Below are 21,211 nucleotides of genomic sequence, written 5' to 3'. Positions count from 1 at the left end.
AGTCCTTAACGGGCGATAGGGGTCAAACGGATCAGGTGGATACGACGGCTGTCCGCGTTGAGGATGCGGAACCGATACGCGCCGATCTCGGTGGTTTCGTTGCGCTTGGGCAGGTGCCCGAACGCGCTCATCACCAGGCCGCCGACGGTGTCGAATTCATCGTCGGAAAACTCGCTGTCGAAGAACTCGTTGAAGTTCTCGATGGGCGTCAAGGCCTTGATCAGGAAGTCACCGCTGGGCAGTGGCTTGATGTAGCTGTCTTCTTCGACGTCGTGCTCGTCTTCGATGTCGCCGACGATCTGTTCCAGCACGTCTTCGATGGTCACCAGGCCCGCCACACCACCGTATTCGTCGATCACAATGGCCATGTGATTGTGGTTGGCGCGGAACTCGCGCAGCAGCACGTTCAGGCGCTTGGATTCAGGTACGAAGGTGGCCGGACGCAGCAGGTCCTTGATGTTGAAACTGTCGCCGTTTTCCTTGAGGATCAGTGGCAGCAGGTCCTTGGCCAGCAGGACGCCCATGACGTCGTCATGGCTTTCGCCGATCACCGGGTAGCGCGAGTGCGCCGAGTCGATCACGGCCGGGAGGAATTCCCGTGGGGTCTGGGTCGCCCTGATGCTGATCATCTGCGAGCGCGGCACCATGATGTCGCGTACTTGCAGGTCAGCCACCTGGATGGCGCCTTCGACGATGGCCAGCGCTTCGCTGTCCAGCAACTTGTTCTGGTGGGCCTCGCGCAGCAGCTCCAACAGCTCCTGGCGGTTTTTCGGCTCGTGGGCAAAAGCCTGGGTCAGTTTACCCAGCCATGACTTTTGCCCGTTGCTCGATCGGTCTTCGCTCATAGCGATTACTCTAAATCCTTTGATATGACAGTTGAGTGTTGATCAGTTTTCGTCGTCTGCGTAAGGGTCAGGGTGACCCAGCTCTGCAAGCAACGTTCGTTCCAGTGCTTCCATTTCCTCGGCTTCGTCATCGTCTATATGGTCGTAACCCAAGAGATGCAAGCAGCCGTGGATGACTAGATGGGCCCAGTGGGCCTCAAGTTCCTTGCCTTGTTCGCGCGCTTCGCGTTCCACCACTTCGACGCAGATCACCAGATCGCCCAGCAGCGGGATATCCAGTAATTCGTCGGGTACGTCGGCGGGGAAGGACAACACGTTGGTCGCGTAATCCTTTTGACGCCAGGTATGGTTCAGCGCTCGACCTTCGGGCTCATCCACCAGACGGATGGTCAGTTCCGAGTCGGCAGTGCGCTGGCGCAGGGCCAGCGCGCACCATTGACGGAACTCTTCTTCGCGGGGGGCGGTCGCTTCGGTGGCCCGCTGCAGGTCAAGCTCAAGCATCGCGGCGCGTGTCCCTGGCCGGTGCGTCGTCCTTGTGGTCGAAACGCTCATAGGCTTCAACGATGCGCTGTACCAGGGGATGGCGCACCACGTCCTTGGGCATGAAGTGCGTGAAGCTGATACCCGGTACGTCCTTGAGTACTTCGATCACTTGGGCCAGGCCCGACTTGGTGCCCTTGGGCAGGTCGACCTGGGTGACGTCACCGGTAATCACGGCCGTGGAGCCGAAACCGATACGGGTGAGGAACATCTTCATCTGCTCGACCGTGGTGTTCTGGCTCTCGTCGAGGATGATGAAGCTGTTGTTCAAAGTGCGACCGCGCATGTAGGCCAGCGGGGCAATCTCGATCACCTGGCGCTCGATCAGCTTGGCCACGTATTCAAAGCCTAGCATCTCGTAGAGTGCGTCGTAGAGCGGGCGCAGGTACGGGTCGATCTTCTGGGCCAGGTCGCCGGGCAGGAAGCCGAGTTTTTCACCCGCTTCGACCGCCGGGCGCACCAGCAGGATGCGGCGAACCTGTTCGCGCTCCAGGGCATCCACCGCACAGGCCACGGCCAGGTAGGTCTTGCCGGTACCGGCCGGGCCGATGCCGAAGTTGATATCGTTGCCGAGGATTTCCTTGACGTACTTCTGCTGATTCAAGCCGCGCGGGCGAATCATGCCTTTTTTGGTACGCAGGGCCACGCTGGCTTCGGCCACCGGGTTGTTGGCCAGGTCTTCCACGGCCGATTCCTGCAGGTACAGGTGCACCGTTTCCGGCGACAGCTCGCTGCCCTTGGTTTCGCGGTAGAGGCGACGCAGCAGGTTTTCCGCGGACGTGGTGTGTTGGGGGTCACCAATGAGCTCGAACTGATTGCCGCGGTTGCGGATCTCGATGCTCAGGCGTTGTTCGATCAGGCGCAGGTGCTCGTCGAACTGTCCGCACAGGTTGGCGAAACGGCGAGCCTCAAACGGCTCGAGGAGAAAACGATGGGGTTCTACTGTAGGTGCGTTCAAGGTCGCTTTTAGCCGCCCTTTGGCTGTTGAGATAAAACAGAGAATAACGCCAGTGGCGCGGGTACGAAAGCACTTACGTCACCAGAATGTTGCACAGACAATGTTGGAGGGGGGGGGGGGCAAGCCCCAATACTAGCCAGTGTAGGAGCGAGCTTGCTCGCGAGAAACCAACAGGCGCCGCGTTTATTCAGGAAACACGCGTTATCGTTGAGGTTTTTCGCGAGCAAGCTCGCTCCTACAGGGGGGACAAGACCCCTCCCGTATTTATTGCACCAGCGAGCCGCGCAGCGAGTGCGGTTGCGCCGCATCGATGTGCACATCGGCAAACTGGCCGATCAGGGTCGGGTCGTTGCAGCGGAAGTTGACGATCCGGTTGTTCTCGGTACGGCCCTGCAATTCGCCGGGGTCCTTCTTTGAATAGTCGGTCACCAGGATGCGCTGGATCGAACCGACCATTTGTCGGCTGATCTCGAAACCCTGCTGATTGAGCCGGTGTTGCAGCGCATTCAAGCGTTCTTTTTTCAAGGCTTCCGGGGTGTCGTCCGGCAGGTCCGCCGCTGGGGTGCCCGGGCGCTGGCTGTAGACGAACGAGTAGGAGAAGTCGAAGCCGACGTCCTCGATCAGCTTCATGGTCTGCTCGAAGTCTTTCTCGGTTTCGCCGGGGAAACCGACGATAAAGTCCGAGCTGATGCAGATGCCCGGCACAGCGGCGCGCAATTTGCGCAGCTTGGATTTGTACTCCAGGGCCGTGTGGTTGCGCTTCATCGCCGACAGGATGCGGTCCGAGCCCGATTGCACCGGCAAGTGCAGGTGCTTGACCAGCTCCGGCACTTCGGCGTGAGCCTGGATCAGGCTGTCGGAGAACTCCAGCGGGTGCGAGGTGGTGTAGCGAATGCGCTCGATGCCGTCGACGGCGGCGACCACGCGGATCAGCTCCGCCAGGTCCGCCAGGCGCCCGTCGTCGGTCTGGCCACGGTAACCGTTGACGTTCTGGCCCAGCAGGGTCACTTCACGCACGCCGTTTTCGGCCAGGTGGATGATTTCCGACAGCACATCGTCAAACGGCCGGCTGACTTCTTCGCCACGGGTGTAGGGCACTACGCAGAAGGTGCAGTACTTGCTGCAGCCTTCCATCACCGACACATAGGCACTTGGGCCGTCGATGCGCGGCTCGGGCAAATGGTCGAATTTTTCGATTTCGGGGAACGACACGTCTACCTGCGGCAGCTTGGTGAGGCGTGCGGCGTCGATCATTTCCGGCAGCCGGTGCAGGGTTTGCGGGCCGAAGACCACGTCGACATAGGGCGCGCGGTCGCGGATCGCGGCGCCTTCCTGGCTGGCCACGCAACCGCCGACGGCGATTACCATGTCCGGGTTGGCCAGCTTCAATTCGCGCCAGCGGCCCAGCTGCGAGTACACACGGTCCTGGGCCCGCTCGCGGATCGAGCAGGTATTGAGCAGGATCACGTCGGCATCTTCGGCGCGGGCGGTGACTTCCAGGGCCTGGTGTTCGCCCAGCAGATCGACCATGCGCGAGCTGTCGTACTCGTTCATCTGGCAACCGTGGGTTTCGATGTAAAGCTTCTTGGCCATGGGAATCGTCAACTGGTGGTAAAGAACCGCGCATTATAGGGGGCATGCCCATTGGTTCCTAGCGCTGTGCATCGGGGGCCATGCTATAGTTCGCGCCCTCTTTATATCCGCGATGTGTTGCTCGCCCGCCATGACCAAACGTGAAGCTCCAATCTACAAGGTGATTTTCCTCAACCAGGGCCAGGTGTTCGAAATGTACGCCAAGCAGATCTATCAAAGTGATCTGTGGGGCTTCCTGGAGGTGGAGGAGTTCGTCTTTGGCGAGCGCACCCAGTTGGTCGTCGACCCGGGCGAAGAAAAGCTCAAGGCCCAGTTCGAAGGCGTGGTGCGCAGCTTTGTGCCGATGCATTCGATCGTGCGCATCGATGAAGTCGAGCGCCTGGGCACGCCGAAGATCAGCGAGGCGCGGGGCACCAGCAATGTGATGCCGTTTCCGATGCCGATGCCGGAGAAGTAGAGCTGTTGTGGTGTGGGAGCAAGCTCCCTCGCCACGAAGGTAGTTTCAGGGCAGGGGGGAGAAGGGTGAACGCCCATCGGCACTCTGCAATTCCTGCAGGTAGTTGCGGAAGATCTGCCCCAGCACCTGGGTTGCCACTTCCAGTTCATCGCGCTGCATGTGCTCGGCGACTTCGTCCGCAGTGTCCAGCGCGTCTTCGGCGCCGTTGACCGCCGCCATTTTCAGCACGATGTAGGCTTGGACGTTATTGGCCGGCACACCTTCGCCGCGAAAGAACATGTTGCCGAGCTGGAATTGCGCCTGGGCATGGCCCTGCAATGAAGCTTTTTCGAAGTAGCTCAACGCTTTGTTGAGGTCGACGGCCGGGTTCTTGCTGTCGTGGTAGTACTCGCCCAACTCGTACTGCGCTTGCGCATCCCCTTCGTCAGCCTGTTTCTGGCACGCGCTCAGGGCTTCGGCCTGGGTGTCGGGCTGGGTATTGAGGGTGCAACGACCCATCGCTGGGATTAACAACGAGTTGCCGCCTGCTTGTGCATGCGCCAGCAGCGGCTGAAGGAGCAACAGGCAGCCCAGAACCAGGGTGCGGCCGGTGCGTTTCATGGGAATCGACTTACCTCTGACGGGGCGCGCGGACACTCGGGGAGTCCAGTAAGCGCGCATTATGAAATAAGCAGGCCTCTGCTTACAAAGTCTTTACTCGTTTTTCTGCTGCTTGGGCAAGTTATCTGCCGGATTGCAGGGCAATTCTCGAAAAAACCAGGAAATCCCTGTAGGCAAAGTAGCAAATCTGACGCCGGCACGGGCGGCGTCAGAGGTTTGCCGTCACTTATTTCAGGGCTGCGAAGGCGCGCTCGGCAGCTTCCAGAGTCAGCTTCAGTTCGGTGTCGCCATGGGCGATCGATGTGAAGCCGGCTTCAAAGGCACTCGGCGCCAGGTACACACCGCCTTCGAGCATCAGGTGGAAGAAGCGCTTGAACAGGTCGGCATCGCTGCCCATGACGTCATCAAAGGTGACGATGTCGTCGGCGCCGCTGAAGTACAGGCCGAACATGCCGCCGGCCTGGGTGGTGACGAACGGGATACCGGCGGCATCGGCACGCACTTGCAGGCCGTCCAGCAGGCGGGTGGTGTAATCGGTCAGCTCGGCGTGGAAGCCCGGACGGCTGATCAGGCGCAGGGTAGTCAGGCCGGCGGCCATCGCCAGCGGGTTGCCGGACAGCGTACCGGCCTGGTACACCGGGCCCAGCGGGGCGATGTGCTGCATGATCTCGCGCTTGCCGCCGAAGCAGCCCACCGGCATGCCGCCGCCGATGATCTTGCCGAAGGTGCTCAGGTCCGGCGTGACGCCGTAGTGCGCCTGAGCGCCGCCGAGGGCGACGCGGAAACCGGTCATCACCTCGTCAAAAATCAGCACCACGCCGTGCTTGTCGCACTGCTCGCGCAGGCCTTCAAGGAAACCCGGGGCCGGTGGCACGCAGTTCATGTTGCCGGCGACCGGCTCGACGATGATGCAGGCCACGTCCTGGCCAACTTCAGCGAGCATCTGCTCGACGGCGGCGATGTCGTTGAACGGCAGGGTCAGGGTGTGTTTGGCGAAGGCCGCCGGCACGCCGGCCGAACTCGGTACGCCCTGGGTCAGGGCGCCGGAACCGGCTTTTACCAGCAGGCTGTCAGAGTGTCCGTGGTAGCAACCTTCGAACTTGATGATGCTGTCGCGACCGGTGAAGCCACGGGCCAGGCGGATCGCGCTCATGGTGGCTTCGGTGCCGGAGCTGACCATGCGCACCATTTCCATCGACGGCACGATCGAGCAGACAAGGTCAGCCATCTCGGTTTCCATCGCGGTCGGTGCACCGTAGGACAAGCCATGCTGCAGTTGCTGGCGTACGGCGTCCAGCACGTCCGGATGGCTGTGACCGAGGATCATCGGGCCCCAGGAGCCGACGTAGTCGACGTAGCGCTTGTCATCTTCGTCGGTGACATAGGCGCCTTCGGCATGTTTGAAGAACAACGGTGTGCCGCCCACGCTCTTGAACGCACGCACGGGGGAGTTCACACCGCCGGGAATGTGTTTCTGAGCACTGGCAAACAGGGTTTCGGAACGGGACATGGTGGGAGTCTCTCTGAAATCAAAGCTTAAGAAGGGTATTGAAAGCACGGGCACGGCGCGTGACTTCCTGGGTGCTGTCGGCGCCGAACAGGCCGTGCACCACGGCAAGCAGGTCGGCCCCGTGGGCCACCAGCGGTTCGGCATTTTCCAGGGTCACGCCGCCGATCACGCAGATGGGCAGGTGCAGGCGTTTGCGCGCATCGGCCAGCATGTCAACGGTGGCGGCCGGGGCGCCGGGCTTGGTCGTGGAATTGAAGAAGCGGCCGAAAGCGACGTAACTGGCGCCTTCCTTCGCAGCCTGTTCGGCCAGTTCGATCTGGCTGTGGCAGGTGGCGCCGATGATCGCTTTGGAGCCGAGCAGCGCCCGGGCCGGGGTCAGCGGGCCGTCGGTCTGGCCCAGGTGCACGCCCACGCCCAGGCGCGCGGCCAGTTCGGCGTCATCGTTGATGATCAACTGGGTCTTGTAGCGCGAGCACAGCTCCCGCAGTTTTTCCGCCTCGCGCAGGCGCCGCGCTTCGTCGCTGCTTTTGTCGCGGTACTGCAGCAATGTCACGCCGCCGTCCAGCGCCGCTTCGACGTAGGCGAGGAATTTGCCGGCCAACAGTTGGCTGTCGGTGATGGCGTAAAGGCCACGTAGTTTCATCGGGCAGGCCTCTCGGTATTAAGAGCAGAAATCCAGCGGCAGACGGCGAGGCACGAACTGGCCCTGACCGAGTCGTTCGGCGTCACGCAGGGTGCGCCAGGTGTAGTTGAGCGCCGACTGCACGGCGCTCACCAACCCTTCGCCCTGGGCGATTCGCCCGGCGAGGGTGCTGGCCAGGGTGCAACCCGAGCCGTGATAGCTGCCGGGCAAGCGCTGGCACGTATAGGTATGGCGGCTGCCATCGCGGCTGTACAGGCGATTGTGCACTTCGTGCTCATCGCCGTGGCCGCCGGTGATCAGCAGGTGCTTGATGTAGGGCAACAGCTTCTCGGCGCATTCGTCGGCGCTGCCGTCAGGCAATTCGGCGAGGATGCGCGCCTCTGGCAGGTTGGGCGTGGCGATCAGTGCCAGAGGCAACAGCCGCTCGCGCATCGCAAAGCCGACTTCATCCTTGCCCAGGCTGCCGCCACCGCCGGCACGCAGCACCGGGTCGCAGACCACCGGCAGGTGCGGGTGCGCCTGCAGCAGTTCGACCACAGTGTCGACCATGGCGGTAGAGCCCAGCATGCCCAGCTTGACCGCCGCGACTTCAGAGTCGCCGAGCACGGCATTGGCCTGGGCCAGCACCCACTCGCGGTCGAGCACACGAAAGTCACTGACATTGACGGTGTTCTGCACGGTCAGCGCAGTGATGGCCGTCGCGGCGTGGCAACCCTGGGCGAGCAGGGCTTCGATATCTGCCTGCAAGCCGGCGCCACCACTGGGATCATGGCCGGAGAGACAGAGAACAACAGGGCGAGAGCTGTAGATATTCATGGAGCGCGAGCTTACCACCAAACGCTTTTTGCGTGGCCGTCCGGCGATGGCTGAATGTTGCCCTGTGCTAAGACTTTTCAAGTAGCTGACAATCGTCTTCAAACACGCTGAAAGCCACGTCCCAGGGCCATCCGATAAATACTTCCAATGGTGTCTAATGGCCTTTACCGGCTATGCTAGAGTGGATCCAAACATCTCACTGTATTGCCGGTGTACGTCTTCTCAAAAGGAATGGGGGAGCTTTTTGCCATAACCGGCCAGGCCACGCTGGGGCTCTATGCGCTATTTGCTGATTTTATTATTGTGCGGGCTGCCGCTGCTGGCGGGCGCCGTCGAGTTCAATCAGAGCACCCGAAGCCTGCCATTGGGCCGGGTCATGCAAGTGCTCGAAGACCCAACCGGCGCCCTCACTATCGCCGACGTCAGCTCGCCTGCCTACGCCGCTCAATTCAAGACCCATGACAAAGACACCCTCAATGCCGGTTATTCGCGCTCGGTGTTCTGGCTGAAGGTCAACCTGCATTACACCGCCGTTGACCCGAGCGCCCCGCGCAGCTGGTTTCTGGAACTGGCTTACCCACCGCTCAATCGCCTGGATCTGTACCAGAGCGACGGCACCGGCAATTATCGCCTCACCACCCGAACCGGCAGCGCGCTGCCGTTTTCCAGCCGCGAAATGCGCCAGAGCAACTACCTGTTCAAGCTCAACTTCGTGCCCGACCAGCGGCAAACGGTCTACCTGCGCTTGCAAAGCCAGGGCTCGATCCAGGCGCCGTTGACCCTCTGGGCCGGCACCGCCTATATGGAAGAGCAGCCGCTGCGCCTGTATGTGCTGGGTGCTATCTATGGCGTGTTGCTGGGCATGCTGATTTACAACCTGTTCATTTATTTGAGCGTGCGCGACACCAGCTACCTTTATTACATCCTCTACATCGCCTCGTTCGGCCTTTACCAGTTGTCGGTCAACGGCGTGGCCGTGGAGTACTTCTGGCCGAACAACCCGTGGTGGGCAAACGCGGCGGTGCCGTTTCTGATCGGCGCGGCCGCCTTGTTCGGCAGCCTGTTCGCGCGCAGTTTCCTGCACACCGCGCAACACAGCCGCTGGCTCGACCGCATCCTGCTGGCGCTGGTGGCTTGTGGCGGGCTGGTCATGGCGCTGGCGCTGTTGACCAGCTACGCGGTGGCACTGCGCCTGGCCACCGGCCTGGCATTGGTGTTCACCGTGACCATCTTCGTGACCGCGATCAAGGCCTGGTATTGCGGACAGCGCATGGCGCGTTATTTCATCATTGCCTGGTCGGCGTTTTTACTCGGAGGGGTGGTCAATACGCTGATGGTGTTGGGCTACTTGCCCAACGTATTTCTCACGATGTATGCCAGCCAGATCGGCTCGGCCATTGAAGTGGCGCTGCTGTCCCTGGCCCTGGCCGACCGCATCAACGGCATGCGCGAGCAGCAGGCGCAGATCCTGTTCGACGCCAGCCAGAAGCTCGAAGTGCTCAACCAGCAACTGGCCCGCAGCAACCGGCTCAAGGATGAATTTCTCGCCACCTTGACCCATGAGTTGCGCACGCCGATGAACGGCGTGATTGGCTCCCTTGAATTGATGCAGACCGAATCCCTGAGCGACGACCTGGCGCAGTACCAGCAAACTGCCGCCGGTTCGGCGCGGGACATGATGCGCATGGTCAACGGTATTCTCACGCTGACCGAATTGCAGGCCGGCCGCCTGGTTGCTCGACCCCAGGCGTTCAGTCTGCGCGGCGCGCTGGAAACCTTGCGCCAACAGTTCACCCCCAGCGCCCAGGCCAGGGGCCTGGAGTTTTCCATTGATGTCGCCGATGCCGTGCCGGACCGCATGATCGGCGACGCCGAAAAACTGATCCAGTGCCTGGATTGCCTGCTGGACAATGCCTTCAAATTCACCCACCACGGCGCGGTGCGCCTGCGCGTGGTGGGCATCCCCCAAGCCGATGGCGGCTTGCGCCTGAGCTTTATCGTGACCGACACCGGTATCGGCTTCGCCTTCCTCGACGAAGCCACGCTGTACCAACGCTTCTTTCAGCTCGACGGTTCGATGACCCGCGAATACGGCGGCCTGGGTATTGGCTTGGCGATTTGCCGGCAGTTGATCGAGCTGGTGGGCGGGCGCCTCACCCATCATTCGGAGCCACGCAAGGGCAGTCGCTTCCAGCTGGAAGTGGACGTCCAGTCGATGCCGCCCGAACCCAAGCCGGCCGGGCAGTCGCGGCCTGCACAACGCGCTCCGCAGGACTGCACGGTGCTGCTGGTAGACGACAACAGCGTGGTGCAACTGGCGGTGCGGGGCATGCTGCTCAAACTCGGTTTCCGGGTCAAAGCCGTCGACGGCGGCCCGGCGGCACTGGCGGCTTTGCAAGAGCACAGGTTCGAGGCCGTGGTGCTGGATGTGCCTGAGGGCGGCTTCTCTTTGTGCTGTCAGATTCGTGCCTTGCCGGGCTGCGGTGAATTACCGGTGATCGGCATGAGCACTGCACTCACTGTCACAGACCGTGAGCGCTGCCATGGCATAGGCATGAGCGAGCACCTGGCCAAGCCGGTACGTTTCGAAGCCTTGCAGGCCACGCTGGAGCGTCTCGTGCTGTGTCCGCAAGAGGGCGAAAGCGCCGTGCATTCGGCGCGTATGCCACTTTTTTAACGCAGGTGACGGTGCTTAACTGAAATCAAGGCCTCGATGACGTGGCCGTTTTCCAGGAGGCCCCGTCATGAACCTGCACCGGTTTGCCGAAACCCACGACGTCACCAACCAGCCACCGTCCCTGGACGGCACCAACCTGTACCGTATCGACTTGCCCCTGCAAGAGTGGGCGCGTCGCTTTGGCGCCGGCTGGGCCGAGTCGCGTATCGACGCCTATGGTGCATTGGCCGGCGGGCCGCTGATGGAGGCCGGCTTCCTGGCCAATCAGAACAAGCCGATGTTCAGCAGCCATGACCGTTATGGGCACCGGATTGACCTGGTGGAATTTCACCCCGCCTACCACGAACTGATGCGCACCGCCGTCGAGCATGGCCTGCCGTCGCTGCCGTGGACCGATGCGCAATCCGGCGCCCACGTGGCGCGCGCTGCCATGACCTATCTGCACAGCCAGGCCGAAGCCGGCACCGGTTGCCCGCTGACCATGACCTTCGCCTGCGTCCCGGCCCTGCGCCTGCAACCCGACCTGGCGGACCTCTGGCTGCCGAAGATTCTCAGTACCCAATACGATCCTCGTAATGTCGGCATTGCCCACAAGGGCGGTGCCACAATCGGCATGGCCATGACTGAAAAACAGGGCGGCACCGACGTGCGCGCCAACACCACCCGCGCCTACCCGGTGGGGGCTGGCGGTCCCGGGCAGGCCTATGAACTGGTCGGCCACAAATGGTTCTGCTCGGCGCCGATGTGCGACGGGTTCCTCACCCTGGCTCAGACCGACAAGGGCCTGAGCTGTTTCCTGTTGCCCCGGCATCGCCCGGATGACACGCGTAACGAGTTCTATATCCAGCGTTTGAAAAACAAACTGGGCAACTGCTCCAACGCCTCCAGTGAAGTGGAGTTCCGTGGCGCCCTGGCGTGGATGCTCGGTGAAGAGGGGCGCGGGGTGCCGACCATCATCGAGATGGTCGCCATGACCCGCTTCGATTGCATGGTCGGCTCCAGCGCACTGATGCGCCAGGCGTTGACCCAGGCGAGCCATCACTGCGCCCATCGCTCGGTCGGCGGCCGCGTGTTGAGCCAACAGCCGCTGATGCAGAACGTGCTCGCCGACCTGGCCCTGGAAAGCGAAGCGGCCCTGGCCCTGAGTCTGCGCATGGGTCGGGCGCTGGACCATCTGGAGGATGAACAGGAAGCCAAATTCGCCCGGCTGGTGACGGCGGTGGGCAAGTATTGGATCTGCAAACGGGCGCCGGCCATGATCAACGAAGCCGCTGAATGCATGGGCGGTGCCGGTTATGTCGAGGACAGCATCCTGCCGCGTCTGTACCGTGAGGCGCCGGTGAATTCGACGTGGGAAGGTTCCGGCAACGTGCAATGCCTGGACGTGCTGCGGGCATTGTCCAAGGAACCGGGTGTGCTGGAGGCGCTGTTTGTCGAGCTGGGTGACGGGCATGGGGACCGGCAATTGGCGCGGCACATCGAACAGTTGAAGTCAGCGTTTATGGACACCCAGGATATTCAATACCGCGCCCGCCAGCTCACCGAGGATATCGCCCTGGCGTTGCAGGCCAAGCTGCTGCTGGAGGCCGGTAATGCGGCGGTCAGTGATGGGTTTGTGGCCAGTCGGTTGGGGGAGTCGTCCGGTCGGGTCTACGGCGCCTTGCCGCGTGGGGTGGATGTGGAAGCGCTTGTCGCCCGTTCAACCCCGCCATCTCCTTGAATAAACGCGGTCAAGTGTGGGAGGGGGCTTGCTCCCGATAGCGGTGTGTCAGCCAATACATCTGGTGGCTGATACTCAGCTATCGGGGGCAAGCCCCCTCCCACATTATTAACAGCATTCCAATCCGACTGTTTCAGTGAAGCCTGGATACAGGCAAGATAAAGGCCTGCAAGTCCAGAACACAGGATGCTTACCGTGACCGAAGCTTTTGTTGTCGTTCAAACCGCTGAAGAAGCCGTGGATCGGCTGGCGGCCCTGCATGAGCGTGCGACTGGCGCGCTCAATCAAGCCCTCAAGCAATACCTCAAGGACCGCGTCGAACCCGACGCCGAACAACGCGCGCTGTTTCGCTACCCGGAACTGCGCCTGACCTACCACTGCCACGGCGAGGTCCCACAGACCACCCGGGCCTATGCCAAGGTGCAACTGCCGGGGACCTACAGCGTTACCGTCACCCATCCGGCGGCGTTCCGTAAATACCTGCTGGAGCAACTGGTGCCGCTGATGCACGACTTCACCGTGACGGTGGAAGTTGGCGTCAGCCAGCAGAACATCCCGTACCCGTACGTGGTGGAGCAGGGCGACGAACTGGCCGGCTCCGGCGTGACCGCCGCGACCCTGGCCCGCGTGTTTCCCAGCACCGACTTGTCCGCCGCCACCGATGGCATCGCCGACGGTCTCTATGACTGGGAGAACACCGACCCGCTGCCCCTGGCCCTGTTCGACGCGGCGCGTGTGGACTTCTCCCTGCGCCGCCTGGTGCACTACACCGGCAGCGACTGGCGCCATGTGCAACCGTGGATTCTGTTGACCAACTACCATCGCTACGTTGACCAGTTCATCCTGCATGGCCTGGAGCAACTGCGCAGCGACCCACGCTTCATCCGCATGGTGCTGCCGGGCAACGTGGTGATCGACAAGAGCATGGACCATGGCGAAGCGTCGGCGATTGCCGCAGGCGTGGTCTGGCACCGCTACCAGATGCCGGCCTATCACCTGCAGGCCACTGACGGCCATGGCGTGACCCTGGTGAATATCGGCGTGGGCCCGTCCAACGCCAAGAACATCACCGACCACCTGGCCGTGCTGCGCCCGCATTGCTGGCTGATGATCGGGCACTGCGGCGGCCTGCGCCAATCCCAGACCATCGGCGACTACGTACTGGCCCACGCCTATATGCGTCGCGACGGGATTCTCGACCGCGTGGTGCCGCCGAACATCCCGATCCCGGCCCTGGCCGAGGTGCAACTGGCGCTTCAGCAAGCGGCGGCGAAAGTCACCGGCGAAAAAGGCGAAGAGCTGAAAAAGCGCCTGCGCACCGGCACTGTATTGACCTACGACGACCGCAATTGGGAACTGCGCTGGGCCCAGGAGCGGCCGCTGATCAACCTGTCCCGCGCCGTGGCGGTGGACATGGAAAGCGGCACCATTGCCGCCCAGGGTTACCGTTTGCGTGTGCCGTACGGCACGTTGTTGTGTGTGTCGGACAAACCGCTGCACAGCGAGATCAAGTTGCCGGGCTCGGCCAACGCCTTTTACGAGCGGGCAGTCAGCCAGCACTTGAAGATCGGCATCGAAGCCGTCGACCTGCTGCGCACCGAGCTCAACTCACTGCACTCGCGCAAACTGCGCAGCTTCGACGAGCCGCCGTTCCGCTAAGCGGTGGGGATGGTCATTTAGCGGTCAGGCCACTAGCATTGTCGGTCCTGACCGTTAGATGTCCCGTTGCCATGTCCCGTCCCACCCGTCCCGATGCGCGCCGCCCTGGCGTGAAACCTCCGCATGCAGGCCCGCGCCGTGTCGCCAAGGCGCCGCCGGCCGAGCCGAAGCTGATTCTGTTCAACAAACCGTTCGATGTGCTGACCCAGTTCAGTGACGAAGGCGGGCGCGCGACCCTCAAGGATTTTATCGATATCCCGGGCATCTACCCGGCCGGCCGCCTGGACCGTGACAGCGAAGGCCTGTTGCTGCTGACCAATGACGGCCAGTTGCAGGCGCGCATTGCCGATCCCAGACACAAGCTGGCGAAAACCTACTGGGTGCAGGTTGAAGGCGAACCTACCGAAGAACAACTGCAACGCCTGCGTGACGGCGTGGAGCTTAACGACGGCATGACCTTGCCCGCCGAGGCGCGGCAGTTGGAAGAACCGCAATTATGGCCGCGCAACCCGCCTGTGCGCTTTCGCAAAAGCGTGCCCACTCACTGGTTGGAGCTGGTGATACGTGAAGGGCGTAACCGCCAGGTACGGCGCATGACCGCAGCGGTGGGCTTGCCGACGTTGCGCCTGGTGCGTGTGCGGATTGGCGACTGGTCTATCGAAGGCCTCGATCAGGGCCAGTGGAAGGCAGTGCCGGCGCGTCTATAAGGCGCCGGACTCGATCAGGCCGATCACCACGCTCTTGATGATGAACGCGGCCACGCCCAGACCCAGCACGAAAAACAGAATGAACGAGCCAAAGCGCCCGGCCTTGGATTTCTTCGCCAGGTCCCAGACGATAAAGCCCATGAAAATGATCAGGATAGTGACCAGGCCGGTCATCATCCATTCTTCGAACAGGGCGGGGTCAATGTTGTTCATGGGGCTTCCTACAAAGGCAGGCGGGAAGTATACGGCAGCGTCACAGACACAACATTGACCTGAGTCGAAGCACAATCCAAATGTAGGAGCGAGCTTGCTCGCGAAAAACTCACAGGCGCCGCGTTCATTCAGAAAGCACGCGGTATCGTTGACGTTTTTCGCGAGCAAGCTCGCTCCTACAACAAGCAAGCCCCTCGAACGTCGTTGTTCTCAGGTGCGCAGGTGGGTCAATGGCAGTTCGGTGCTGTTGAGCACCTGGTTCAGCACAAAGCTGGAGCGCACGCTGGTCACGCCTTCAATCCGGGTCAGATGCCCCAGCAGCAGCTTTTGATAATGGTCCATGTCCGGCACCACCACCTTCAACTGATAGTCGGCGTCCATCCCGGTCACCAGGCTGCATTCCAGTACTTGCGGCAGTGTACGGATGGCCGCTTCGAAATTCTCGAAACGTTCCGGCGTATGCCGGTCCATGCCGATCAGCACATAGGCGGTCAGGCTCAGGCCGAGCATCTTGCGGTCGAGCAACGCGACCTGGCGGGCGATATAGCCGTCGTCTTCCAATTGCTTGACCCGGCGCGAGCAGGGCGAAGGCGACAGGCCGATACGCTCGGCCAGCTCCTGGTTGGAGATCCGCGCGTCACGCTGCAATTCCGCCAAAATACTCAGGTCGTATCGGTCAAGCTTGCTCATTGGGTTAGCCTTTGTCGTAACTATTGCGGTGAATTATCCATGAAGGGTTAAAAATTGCGCAAGCACTGTTTATTGACGCAATCTTCGCAATCATCCGTCGGGCGGGTGCCTGTATCTTTATCAACAGAATCACCGCCTGGACAACAGTCCACTGCAGCCCGCCCAATCAGGCTCGCTGCGGCCGCCACCCCAGCAGGGTTGAGCCGGCCTCCAGGCTGCACACTGTCCACAAGACAGCGTGAGGTGAGCCAACGTCAAAAGCGTTGAGCCAGGACGAAATTCTCAAGGGGTGGCCGACGGGTCACCCCTTTTCTTTTGCGTTCAAGAAAATAGTTCTCGTGACTGATAACCTGTCTCAGAACCGGGCGAGGCTTTCCCAGTCTCATGAACAAGCCCTAACCCGCAGTGAGGAAAAGCATGAAGCGCATCTGGCGTATGGCAGGTGTTGGTTTGCTGGTGGTCAGCGTCGGCACGCAGGTAATGGCCGACGAGCGCGATAACTCACCGGGCCAGGGGCCGCGGCCACAGGGCGGCGGCCAGCATGAGCGGGGACCGGAAGGGGCAGGTCGCCCGGAAAACAATCAGCCGCGCCCGCAGGTTGATCGCGATGGCCACAATGGCGGCGGTCAATGGCAAGGGCGCCCGCAGGTCAATGAGCCGGGGCGGCCACAACCGCAGCCGTCCAACAACCTGCCGATCCAGGGCCGGCCCGATACCGTGCGCCAGACCCAGGAACCGCGCCAGGGTTACTACCGCGACATACCCCGGCGCAACGACGACAACCGGCACTGGGAGGCTGGCGGTCCGGGTTCGCGCCCCGGCTACAATGGTCACCCCAATGATAACCGTTGGGATAACCGCTGGCCTGGCCGCCCCGACGGGCATGGCAACGGCTGGGGCCCGGGCCCGCAGTATCGCCCAGGCTATATCGTCGACCGTTTCCCGGAGCGCAATTACCGCGTGCCGTATCGCGGCCAGGATTACTTTTTCTCCGGCGGTTACTGGTACCGTCCGCAAGGCCCGCGTTATGTGGTGGTGAGGCCGCCGTACGGCATTCGTGTGCAGTATTTGCCGGACTACGCACGTGAAGTCTGGGTGGGCGGTTCGCTATTGTTTCTGGCGGCTGGCGCCTACTACGCCTACGAACAGAACACTCAGCAATACGTGGTGGTGGAACCGCCGGCGCAAGTGCCTGTGCCGCCGCCTGCGCCGCAAGGCAACGGCTATAACGTGGTGGCCTACCCTGCCAATGGGCAGTCGCCGGCTCAGGTACAGCAGGACGGTTACGATTGTTATCGCTGGGCCGCGCAGCAAAGCGGCTTTGACCCGCAGGCCGCCACCTACGCCCCCGACCCTGCCGTTGTGCAAACCTACCGCCAGGCGCAGGGCAACTGCCTGAGCAGTCGTGGCTATCAGGTCCAGTATTAGGCTCTGGCGCCGGTGACCACTTCCAGTGGGTCGGCGTGCACCAGCACCTCGGCCTTCGGGTAGGCCCGGTGAATGGCATCGGCGGCCTGGTCGCTGATGCCGTGGGCCACGGATAACGTCAATTCCCCTGGCAATTCCAGGTGCAACTGCACGAACCAGTGGTTGCCGGACACCCGCGTGCGCAAGTCATGGGCACCCAGTACTCCGGGTACGCCACGGGCCAGGTCCAGCATATGCTGGCTGATATCGGCCGGCAGTTCCTCGTCCATCAGCACGGCAAAGCTCTCGCGGGCAATCTGGACGGCGCTCCACAGGATGTAGGCGGCGATACCCAGGCCGAACCAGGCGTCCACCTGCTGCCAACCAAAACCGGCGAGCACCAGCGCCACCAGGATGCTGGCGTTGAGCATCAGGTCGGAGCGGTAATGCAGCGAATCGGCGCGCACCGCGTTGGAGCCGGTTTCGCGGATCACCCGGTGTTGCAGCATCAACAACGCCACGGTCAGCACCAATGAGAACAAGATCACGCCAATGCTCAGCCAGGGCGCGCCCACCGGTTCCGGGTGCTGCAGGCGTTGATAGGCCTGGAACGCGATCAACACCGCACTGGCGCCGATAAACAGCGCCTGGGCCATCCCCGACAGCGACTCCGCCTTGCCGTGGCCGTAACGGTGATCATCATCGGCGGGGCGCAGGGCGTAGTGCACCGCCAGCAGATTGAGCAACGAGGTCACGCCGTCGAGCAGCGAGTCGGTCAACCCGGCGAGCATGGCCACCGAGCCACTGAACCACCAGGCGATGGCCTTGGTGACGATCAGCGCGCAGGCCACGCCCACCGAGGCGCGGGTGGCCAGGCGCAGAAGCCTGGCGTGTTCGGGACTGCTGGTCATGGGCTGTCCTTATGCGGCGGGTTGCAGGCCCAGGGACGCCAGTTGTTGCACGCTGCCCTTGAACTGGATCAGGCGCGGGTCGTCCAGCGGCAAGGTGCGGCCGGTTTCCTTCTGGATGATGCTCTGCAGCTTGACGTTATCGACCTTGCCGTCGGCGCCGATGGCTTCGTGCAGTTTTTCCGGCGCGACCTGGGCGGTCTTGCCCGGTTCGAAATAGATCGCGCCCGTGGCGAAGTCGACGCCAAACGCGATCAGGCCCGGGATTACATAGAACAGCAGGCCGACCGCATCGAGCACGGCAATCGCCGGGTCGATCTTGCCGTCGATCTGGCCGCGCCGATCCGGATAGAAAATCGAACCGCAGGCGGTGAGTTGGCTCAGCAGGGTGACGGCCAAGACGCCGCCGATGACACGGGAAGCGATACGCATGAAAAAGTCTCCTGAACATAGTAAGGGTGACTATAAGCCAGATGTGCCAGACGCCGATGATCCAATGTGGGAGCTGGCTTGCCTGCGATAGCGGTGTGACAGTCACCGCTGTCTTCCCTGAAGCGCCGCCATCGCAGGCAAGCCAGCTCCCACACTCGACTGCATTCACAGTCTGGACATTGGGTGTTTTTAAGACCCGCGTCAGCCTCCGGCAGTTCGCCGTTATACTCGCCGCTCTGCTTTGGAGCCAGTATGAATTCGTTGCCGATTGATGATGTTTTACCCGCCCTGCGTGACGCCTTGGCGATTCGCCATGAAGCCGTGCTGGAAGCGCCGCCCGGCGCCGGTAAAACCACCCGCGTGCCTCTGGCTTTATTGAACGAGCCCTGGCTCGCCGGGCAGACCATCCTGATGCTCGAACCCAGGCGCCTGGCTGCGCGTGCCGCCGCCGAGCGACTGGCCAGCGAGTTGGGTGAAAAGGTCGGTGAAACCGTCGGCTATCGCATCCGCCTCGACAGCAAAGTCGGCCCCAACACGCGTATCGAAGTGGTCACCGAAGGCATCCTCACCCGTCGCCTGCAGGACGACCCGGCGCTGGACGGCGTGGGCCTGTTGATCTTCGACGAATTCCACGAGCGCAGCCTCGATGCCGATCTGGCGCTGGCCCTGAGCCTCAACGGTCGCGAGCTGTTTCGCGATGACCAACCACTGAAAATCCTGCTGATGTCCGCCACCCTCGAAGGCGAGCGCCTCGCCAGCCTGCTGGATGACGCACCGATCCTGCGCAGCGAAGGGCGCATGTTCCCGGTGCGGATGCGCTGGGGGCGGCCGTACCAGGCCGGGGAGTTCATCGAGCCGCGGGTGGTGCAGACGATTCTTGAAGCCCTGCATGACGAAACCGGCAGCGTGCTGGTGTTCCTGCCGGGGCAGGCGGAGATTCGCCGGGTCCATCAGCAACTGTCCGACGCCTTGGGTCATCAGCCCGATGTGCTGCTGTGTCCGCTGCACGGCGAGCTCGACCTCAATGCCCAGCGCGCCGCCATCGACCCCGCGCCGGCCGGCAAGCGCAAAGTGGTGCTGGCCACCAACATTGCCGAGACCAGCCTGACCATCAACGGCGTGCGCGTTGTCATCGACGCCGGGCTGGCGCGGGTGCCGCGCTTCGATCCCGGCAGCGGCATGACCCGCCTCGACACCCAGCGCATCTCCCGCGCCAGCGCCACTCAGCGTGCCGGCCGGGCAGGGCGGTTGGAGCCGGGGGTGTGTTATCGCTTGTGGTCCGAAGACCAGCATGACGGGCTGGCCGCCTACGGCAGTGCGGAAATCCTCGCCGCCGACCTCGCCGGCCTGGCCTTGCAATTGGCGCGCTGGGGCGTCACCCCCGCGCAACTGGTGTGGCTCGATGTGCCACCGACCGCCGCCTACGCCCAGGCCCAGGACTTGCTGGTGCGCCTCGGCGCCTTGAATGACGACAAGCTCACCGCCCATGGCCAGAAGATGGCCCAATTGCCGGCCCATCCGCGTATCGCCCACTTGCTGTTGCGCGGGCAGGACCTGGGGCTCGCGGCCATGGCCTGCGACGTGGCCGCCTTGTTGGGGGAGCGCGATATCCTGCGCGGCGGCGGTGCCGACTTGCACAGTCGTCTGGCGCTGTTGTCCGGCGAAGAGCGTGCGCGCGGCACCCAAGGCGGGGTGCAGCGGGCCAAACAGTTGGCGCGGCAATATCGCGGCTATCTGCGAGGCAAGGCCACCCAACCGGTGGCCGACCCCGATCACCCGCGCTGGCTCGGCGCCTTGCTGGCACTGGCTTATCCGGACCGCGTCGCCCAACAGCGTCGCCCCGGTGGCGCCGAATACCGGCTGGCCAATGGACGCGCCGCGCTGTTTGCCGAAGCCGACAGTTTGATGAAACAAGCCTGGCTGGTAATCGCCGACCTGGGCAGCCGTCAGGGCCAGCGCGAAGAGCGCATCTACCTGGCGGCGGATTTCGATCCGGCGCTGTTCGACACGGTACTCGCCGAGCAAGTGCGCAATGTCGACCAACTTGATTGGGACGAGCGCGAAGGGGTATTGCGTGCCGAACGCCAGCGCAAGGTCGGTGAACTGGTGCTCAGCCGTGAACCGCTTGCAGGTCTTGACGAGGCCGCGCGCAGTCAGGCACTGGTCAATCTGGTGCGGCGCAAAGGCCTGGAGCTATTGCCCTGGACCCCGGAACTGCGCCAATGGCAGGCCCGTGTGATGCTGCTGCGCCAACTGGACGTCGGCCACACCAGCGAATGGCCCGATATCAGCGACAAGGCCCTGCTCGCCAGCCTGGAGCACTGGCTGATGCCCTACCTGGGCAAAGTCTCGCGCCTGAGCCATTTCGCCAACCTGGATATTTCCAGCTACCTGCACAACCTGCTGCCCTGGCCACTGCCCCAGCGCCTGGATGAACTCGCGCCCCAGCATGTGAAAGTGCCGTCGGGCTCGTCGGTGCGCCTGGACTACAGCGAACAGCCGCCGATCCTGGCGGTGCGCTTGCAGGAGCTGTTCGGGCTGGCGGATACACCACGCATTGCCGGTGGGCGCCAAGTGGTCAAGCTGCACCTGCTGTCGCCGGCGCGGCGGCCGGTGCAGGTCACGCAGGACCTGGCCAACTTCTGGCGCAGTACCTATGCCGAGGTGAAGAAGGATTTGAAGGGGCGTTACCCCAAGCATTACTGGCCGGATGACCCCCTGGTGGCTGAAGCGACCGCCAGGATCAAACCCCGAAAGTAGCCACAATGGAAATCCCCTGTGGGAGGGGGCTTGCCCCCGATAGCGGTGTATCAGTAACAGATGTACTGGCTGACAC

The 21,211-nt window shown here is 62.6% G+C and carries 19 protein-coding genes; 7 read left to right on the top strand and 12 right to left on the bottom strand.

What is annotated here, in order from left to right:
- Positions 1–5: 5 nt before the first annotated feature.
- From MRY17_RS22575 to miaB, 4 genes are all read right to left on the bottom strand, one after another.
- Positions 6–845 (bottom strand): HlyC/CorC family transporter, encoded by an 840-nt coding sequence (locus tag MRY17_RS22575; RefSeq protein WP_057724910.1) that lies wholly within the window; start codon positions 843–845, stop codon positions 6–8.
- 42 nt (positions 846–887) lie between these two features.
- A complete protein-coding gene (gene ybeY / locus MRY17_RS22570; protein WP_243352897.1) occupies positions 888–1,346 on the bottom strand; it encodes an rRNA maturation RNase YbeY in 459 nt (152 codons plus the stop codon).
- The gene (locus tag MRY17_RS22565; RefSeq protein WP_243352896.1) at positions 1,339–2,343 is read right to left on the bottom strand and encodes a PhoH family protein; all 1,005 of its coding nucleotides are present in this window, start codon (positions 2,341–2,343) and stop codon (positions 1,339–1,341) included. The genes ybeY and MRY17_RS22565 overlap by 8 nt, the downstream gene beginning before the upstream one ends.
- A gap of 264 nt (positions 2,344–2,607) precedes the next feature.
- The gene (miaB, locus tag MRY17_RS22560) at positions 2,608–3,936 is read right to left on the bottom strand and encodes a tRNA (N6-isopentenyl adenosine(37)-C2)-methylthiotransferase MiaB (RefSeq protein ID WP_181283135.1); all 1,329 of its coding nucleotides are present in this window, start codon (positions 3,934–3,936) and stop codon (positions 2,608–2,610) included.
- A gap of 130 nt (positions 3,937–4,066) precedes the next feature.
- Here miaB and MRY17_RS22555 point away from each other — a divergent pair, with 130 nt between their 5' ends.
- Positions 4,067–4,393 (top strand): DUF1820 family protein, encoded by a 327-nt coding sequence (locus MRY17_RS22555; RefSeq protein ID WP_003194436.1) that lies wholly within the window; start codon positions 4,067–4,069, stop codon positions 4,391–4,393.
- Positions 4,394–4,438: 45 nt separating this feature from the next.
- Here the strand turns inward: MRY17_RS22555 and MRY17_RS22550 are convergent, their stop codons facing one another.
- The 4 genes from MRY17_RS22550 to MRY17_RS22535 all read right to left on the bottom strand — a co-directional run bounded on the left by MRY17_RS22550 (position 4,439) and on the right by MRY17_RS22535 (position 7,962).
- Positions 4,439–4,993: a tetratricopeptide repeat protein gene (locus tag MRY17_RS22550; protein WP_057724919.1), complete on the bottom strand. Its 555-nt coding sequence runs from the start codon at positions 4,991–4,993 to the stop codon at positions 4,439–4,441.
- A gap of 226 nt (positions 4,994–5,219) precedes the next feature.
- Positions 5,220–6,503 carry a glutamate-1-semialdehyde 2,1-aminomutase gene (gene hemL, locus MRY17_RS22545; protein ID WP_181283136.1) on the bottom strand — a complete coding sequence of 428 codons (1,284 nt, stop codon included), beginning with the start codon at positions 6,501–6,503 and terminating at the stop codon, positions 5,220–5,222.
- 19 nt (positions 6,504–6,522) lie between these two features.
- Positions 6,523–7,146: a thiamine phosphate synthase gene (gene thiE / locus MRY17_RS22540; RefSeq protein WP_181283137.1), complete on the bottom strand. Its 624-nt coding sequence runs from the start codon at positions 7,144–7,146 to the stop codon at positions 6,523–6,525.
- A gap of 18 nt (positions 7,147–7,164) precedes the next feature.
- On the bottom strand, positions 7,165–7,962 hold the full coding sequence (locus MRY17_RS22535) for a hydroxymethylpyrimidine/phosphomethylpyrimidine kinase (RefSeq protein WP_243352895.1): 798 nt from the start codon (positions 7,960–7,962) through the stop codon (positions 7,165–7,167).
- Between the two features lie 277 nt (positions 7,963–8,239).
- On the opposite strand from MRY17_RS22535, the gene MRY17_RS22530 reads away from it, so the two are divergent.
- The 4 genes from MRY17_RS22530 (at position 8,240) to MRY17_RS22515 (ending at position 14,725) form a co-directional block, all read left to right on the top strand.
- Positions 8,240–10,639 carry a hybrid sensor histidine kinase/response regulator gene (locus MRY17_RS22530; RefSeq protein WP_243352894.1) on the top strand — a complete coding sequence of 800 codons (2,400 nt, stop codon included), beginning with the start codon at positions 8,240–8,242 and terminating at the stop codon, positions 10,637–10,639.
- Positions 10,640–10,706: 67 nt separating this feature from the next.
- A complete protein-coding gene (locus tag MRY17_RS22525) occupies positions 10,707–12,359 on the top strand; it encodes an acyl-CoA dehydrogenase family protein (RefSeq protein ID WP_243352893.1) in 1,653 nt (550 codons plus the stop codon).
- A 186-nt stretch (positions 12,360–12,545) separates the two neighbouring features.
- Positions 12,546–14,018 carry an AMP nucleosidase gene (gene amn / locus MRY17_RS22520; RefSeq protein ID WP_181283141.1) on the top strand — a complete coding sequence of 491 codons (1,473 nt, stop codon included), beginning with the start codon at positions 12,546–12,548 and terminating at the stop codon, positions 14,016–14,018.
- 71 nt (positions 14,019–14,089) lie between these two features.
- Positions 14,090–14,725: a pseudouridine synthase gene (locus tag MRY17_RS22515; RefSeq protein ID WP_243352892.1), complete on the top strand. Its 636-nt coding sequence runs from the start codon at positions 14,090–14,092 to the stop codon at positions 14,723–14,725.
- Here the strand turns inward: MRY17_RS22515 and MRY17_RS22510 are convergent.
- Positions 14,720–14,929 carry a DUF2788 domain-containing protein gene (locus MRY17_RS22510; RefSeq protein WP_025999909.1) on the bottom strand — a complete coding sequence of 70 codons (210 nt, stop codon included), beginning with the start codon at positions 14,927–14,929 and terminating at the stop codon, positions 14,720–14,722. The two genes, MRY17_RS22515 and MRY17_RS22510, sit on opposite strands and share 6 nt — an antisense overlap.
- Before the next feature lie 219 nt (positions 14,930–15,148).
- Positions 15,149–15,628, bottom strand: a complete 480-nt coding sequence (locus MRY17_RS22505) for an Lrp/AsnC family transcriptional regulator (RefSeq protein WP_003194418.1) — start codon at positions 15,626–15,628, stop codon at positions 15,149–15,151.
- Between the two features lie 417 nt (positions 15,629–16,045).
- On the opposite strand from MRY17_RS22505, the gene MRY17_RS22500 reads away from it, so the two are divergent.
- A complete protein-coding gene (locus MRY17_RS22500; RefSeq protein WP_191955860.1) occupies positions 16,046–17,056 on the top strand; it encodes a DUF6515 family protein in 1,011 nt (336 codons plus the stop codon).
- On the opposite strand, the gene MRY17_RS22495 is transcribed toward MRY17_RS22500, so the two are convergent.
- Positions 17,053–17,946, bottom strand: coding sequence for a cation diffusion facilitator family transporter (locus tag MRY17_RS22495; RefSeq protein WP_181283143.1), 894 nt, complete (start codon positions 17,944–17,946; stop codon positions 17,053–17,055). The genes MRY17_RS22500 and MRY17_RS22495 overlap by 4 nt on opposite strands.
- Before the next feature lie 9 nt (positions 17,947–17,955).
- Entirely contained in the window at positions 17,956–18,375 is a 420-nt protein-coding gene (locus tag MRY17_RS22490; protein WP_057724928.1) for a hypothetical protein, read from the bottom strand.
- A 252-nt stretch (positions 18,376–18,627) separates the two neighbouring features.
- Here MRY17_RS22490 and hrpB point away from each other — a divergent pair, with 252 nt between their 5' ends.
- Positions 18,628–21,135: an ATP-dependent helicase HrpB gene (gene hrpB, locus MRY17_RS22485; protein WP_243352891.1), complete on the top strand. Its 2,508-nt coding sequence runs from the start codon at positions 18,628–18,630 to the stop codon at positions 21,133–21,135.
- Positions 21,136–21,211: the final 76 nt, after the last annotated feature.

It is taken from the genome of Pseudomonas orientalis, from assembly GCF_022807995.1.
Classification (GTDB): domain Bacteria; phylum Pseudomonadota; class Gammaproteobacteria; order Pseudomonadales; family Pseudomonadaceae; genus Aquipseudomonas; species Aquipseudomonas orientalis_B.
This window is presented reverse-complemented; position numbering and strand designations above follow the sequence as displayed.

Bases quoted from the DNA above. Each gene is read 5' to 3' on its own strand.
- MRY17_RS22575 (WP_057724910.1), bottom strand. From the start codon at position 845: ATGAGCGAAGACCGATCGAGCAACGGGCAAAAGTCATGGCTGGGTAAA.
- ybeY (WP_243352897.1), bottom strand. From the start codon at position 1,346: ATGCTTGAGCTTGACCTGCAGCGGGCCACCGAAGCGACCGCCCCCCGC.
- miaB (WP_181283135.1), bottom strand. From the start codon at position 3,936: ATGGCCAAGAAGCTTTACATCGAAACCCACGGTTGCCAGATGAACGAG.
- MRY17_RS22555 (WP_003194436.1), top strand. From the start codon at position 4,067: ATGACCAAACGTGAAGCTCCAATCTACAAGGTGATTTTCCTCAACCAG.
- MRY17_RS22550 (WP_057724919.1), bottom strand. From the start codon at position 4,993: ATGAAACGCACCGGCCGCACCCTGGTTCTGGGCTGCCTGTTGCTCCTT.
- hemL (WP_181283136.1), bottom strand. From the start codon at position 6,503: ATGTCCCGTTCCGAAACCCTGTTTGCCAGTGCTCAGAAACACATTCCC.
- thiE (WP_181283137.1), bottom strand. From the start codon at position 7,146: ATGAAACTACGTGGCCTTTACGCCATCACCGACAGCCAACTGTTGGCC.
- MRY17_RS22535 (WP_243352895.1), bottom strand. From the start codon at position 7,962: ATGAATATCTACAGCTCTCGCCCTGTTGTTCTCTGTCTCTCCGGCCAT.
- MRY17_RS22530 (WP_243352894.1), top strand. From the start codon at position 8,240: ATGCGCTATTTGCTGATTTTATTATTGTGCGGGCTGCCGCTGCTGGCG.
- MRY17_RS22525 (WP_243352893.1), top strand. From the start codon at position 10,707: ATGAACCTGCACCGGTTTGCCGAAACCCACGACGTCACCAACCAGCCA.
- amn (WP_181283141.1), top strand. From the start codon at position 12,546: ATGCTTACCGTGACCGAAGCTTTTGTTGTCGTTCAAACCGCTGAAGAA.
- MRY17_RS22515 (WP_243352892.1), top strand. From the start codon at position 14,090: ATGTCCCGTCCCACCCGTCCCGATGCGCGCCGCCCTGGCGTGAAACCT.
- MRY17_RS22505 (WP_003194418.1), bottom strand. From the start codon at position 15,628: ATGAGCAAGCTTGACCGATACGACCTGAGTATTTTGGCGGAATTGCAG.
- MRY17_RS22500 (WP_191955860.1), top strand. From the start codon at position 16,046: ATGAAGCGCATCTGGCGTATGGCAGGTGTTGGTTTGCTGGTGGTCAGC.
- MRY17_RS22495 (WP_181283143.1), bottom strand. From the start codon at position 17,946: ATGACCAGCAGTCCCGAACACGCCAGGCTTCTGCGCCTGGCCACCCGC.
- MRY17_RS22490 (WP_057724928.1), bottom strand. From the start codon at position 18,375: ATGCGTATCGCTTCCCGTGTCATCGGCGGCGTCTTGGCCGTCACCCTG.
- hrpB (WP_243352891.1), top strand. From the start codon at position 18,628: ATGAATTCGTTGCCGATTGATGATGTTTTACCCGCCCTGCGTGACGCC.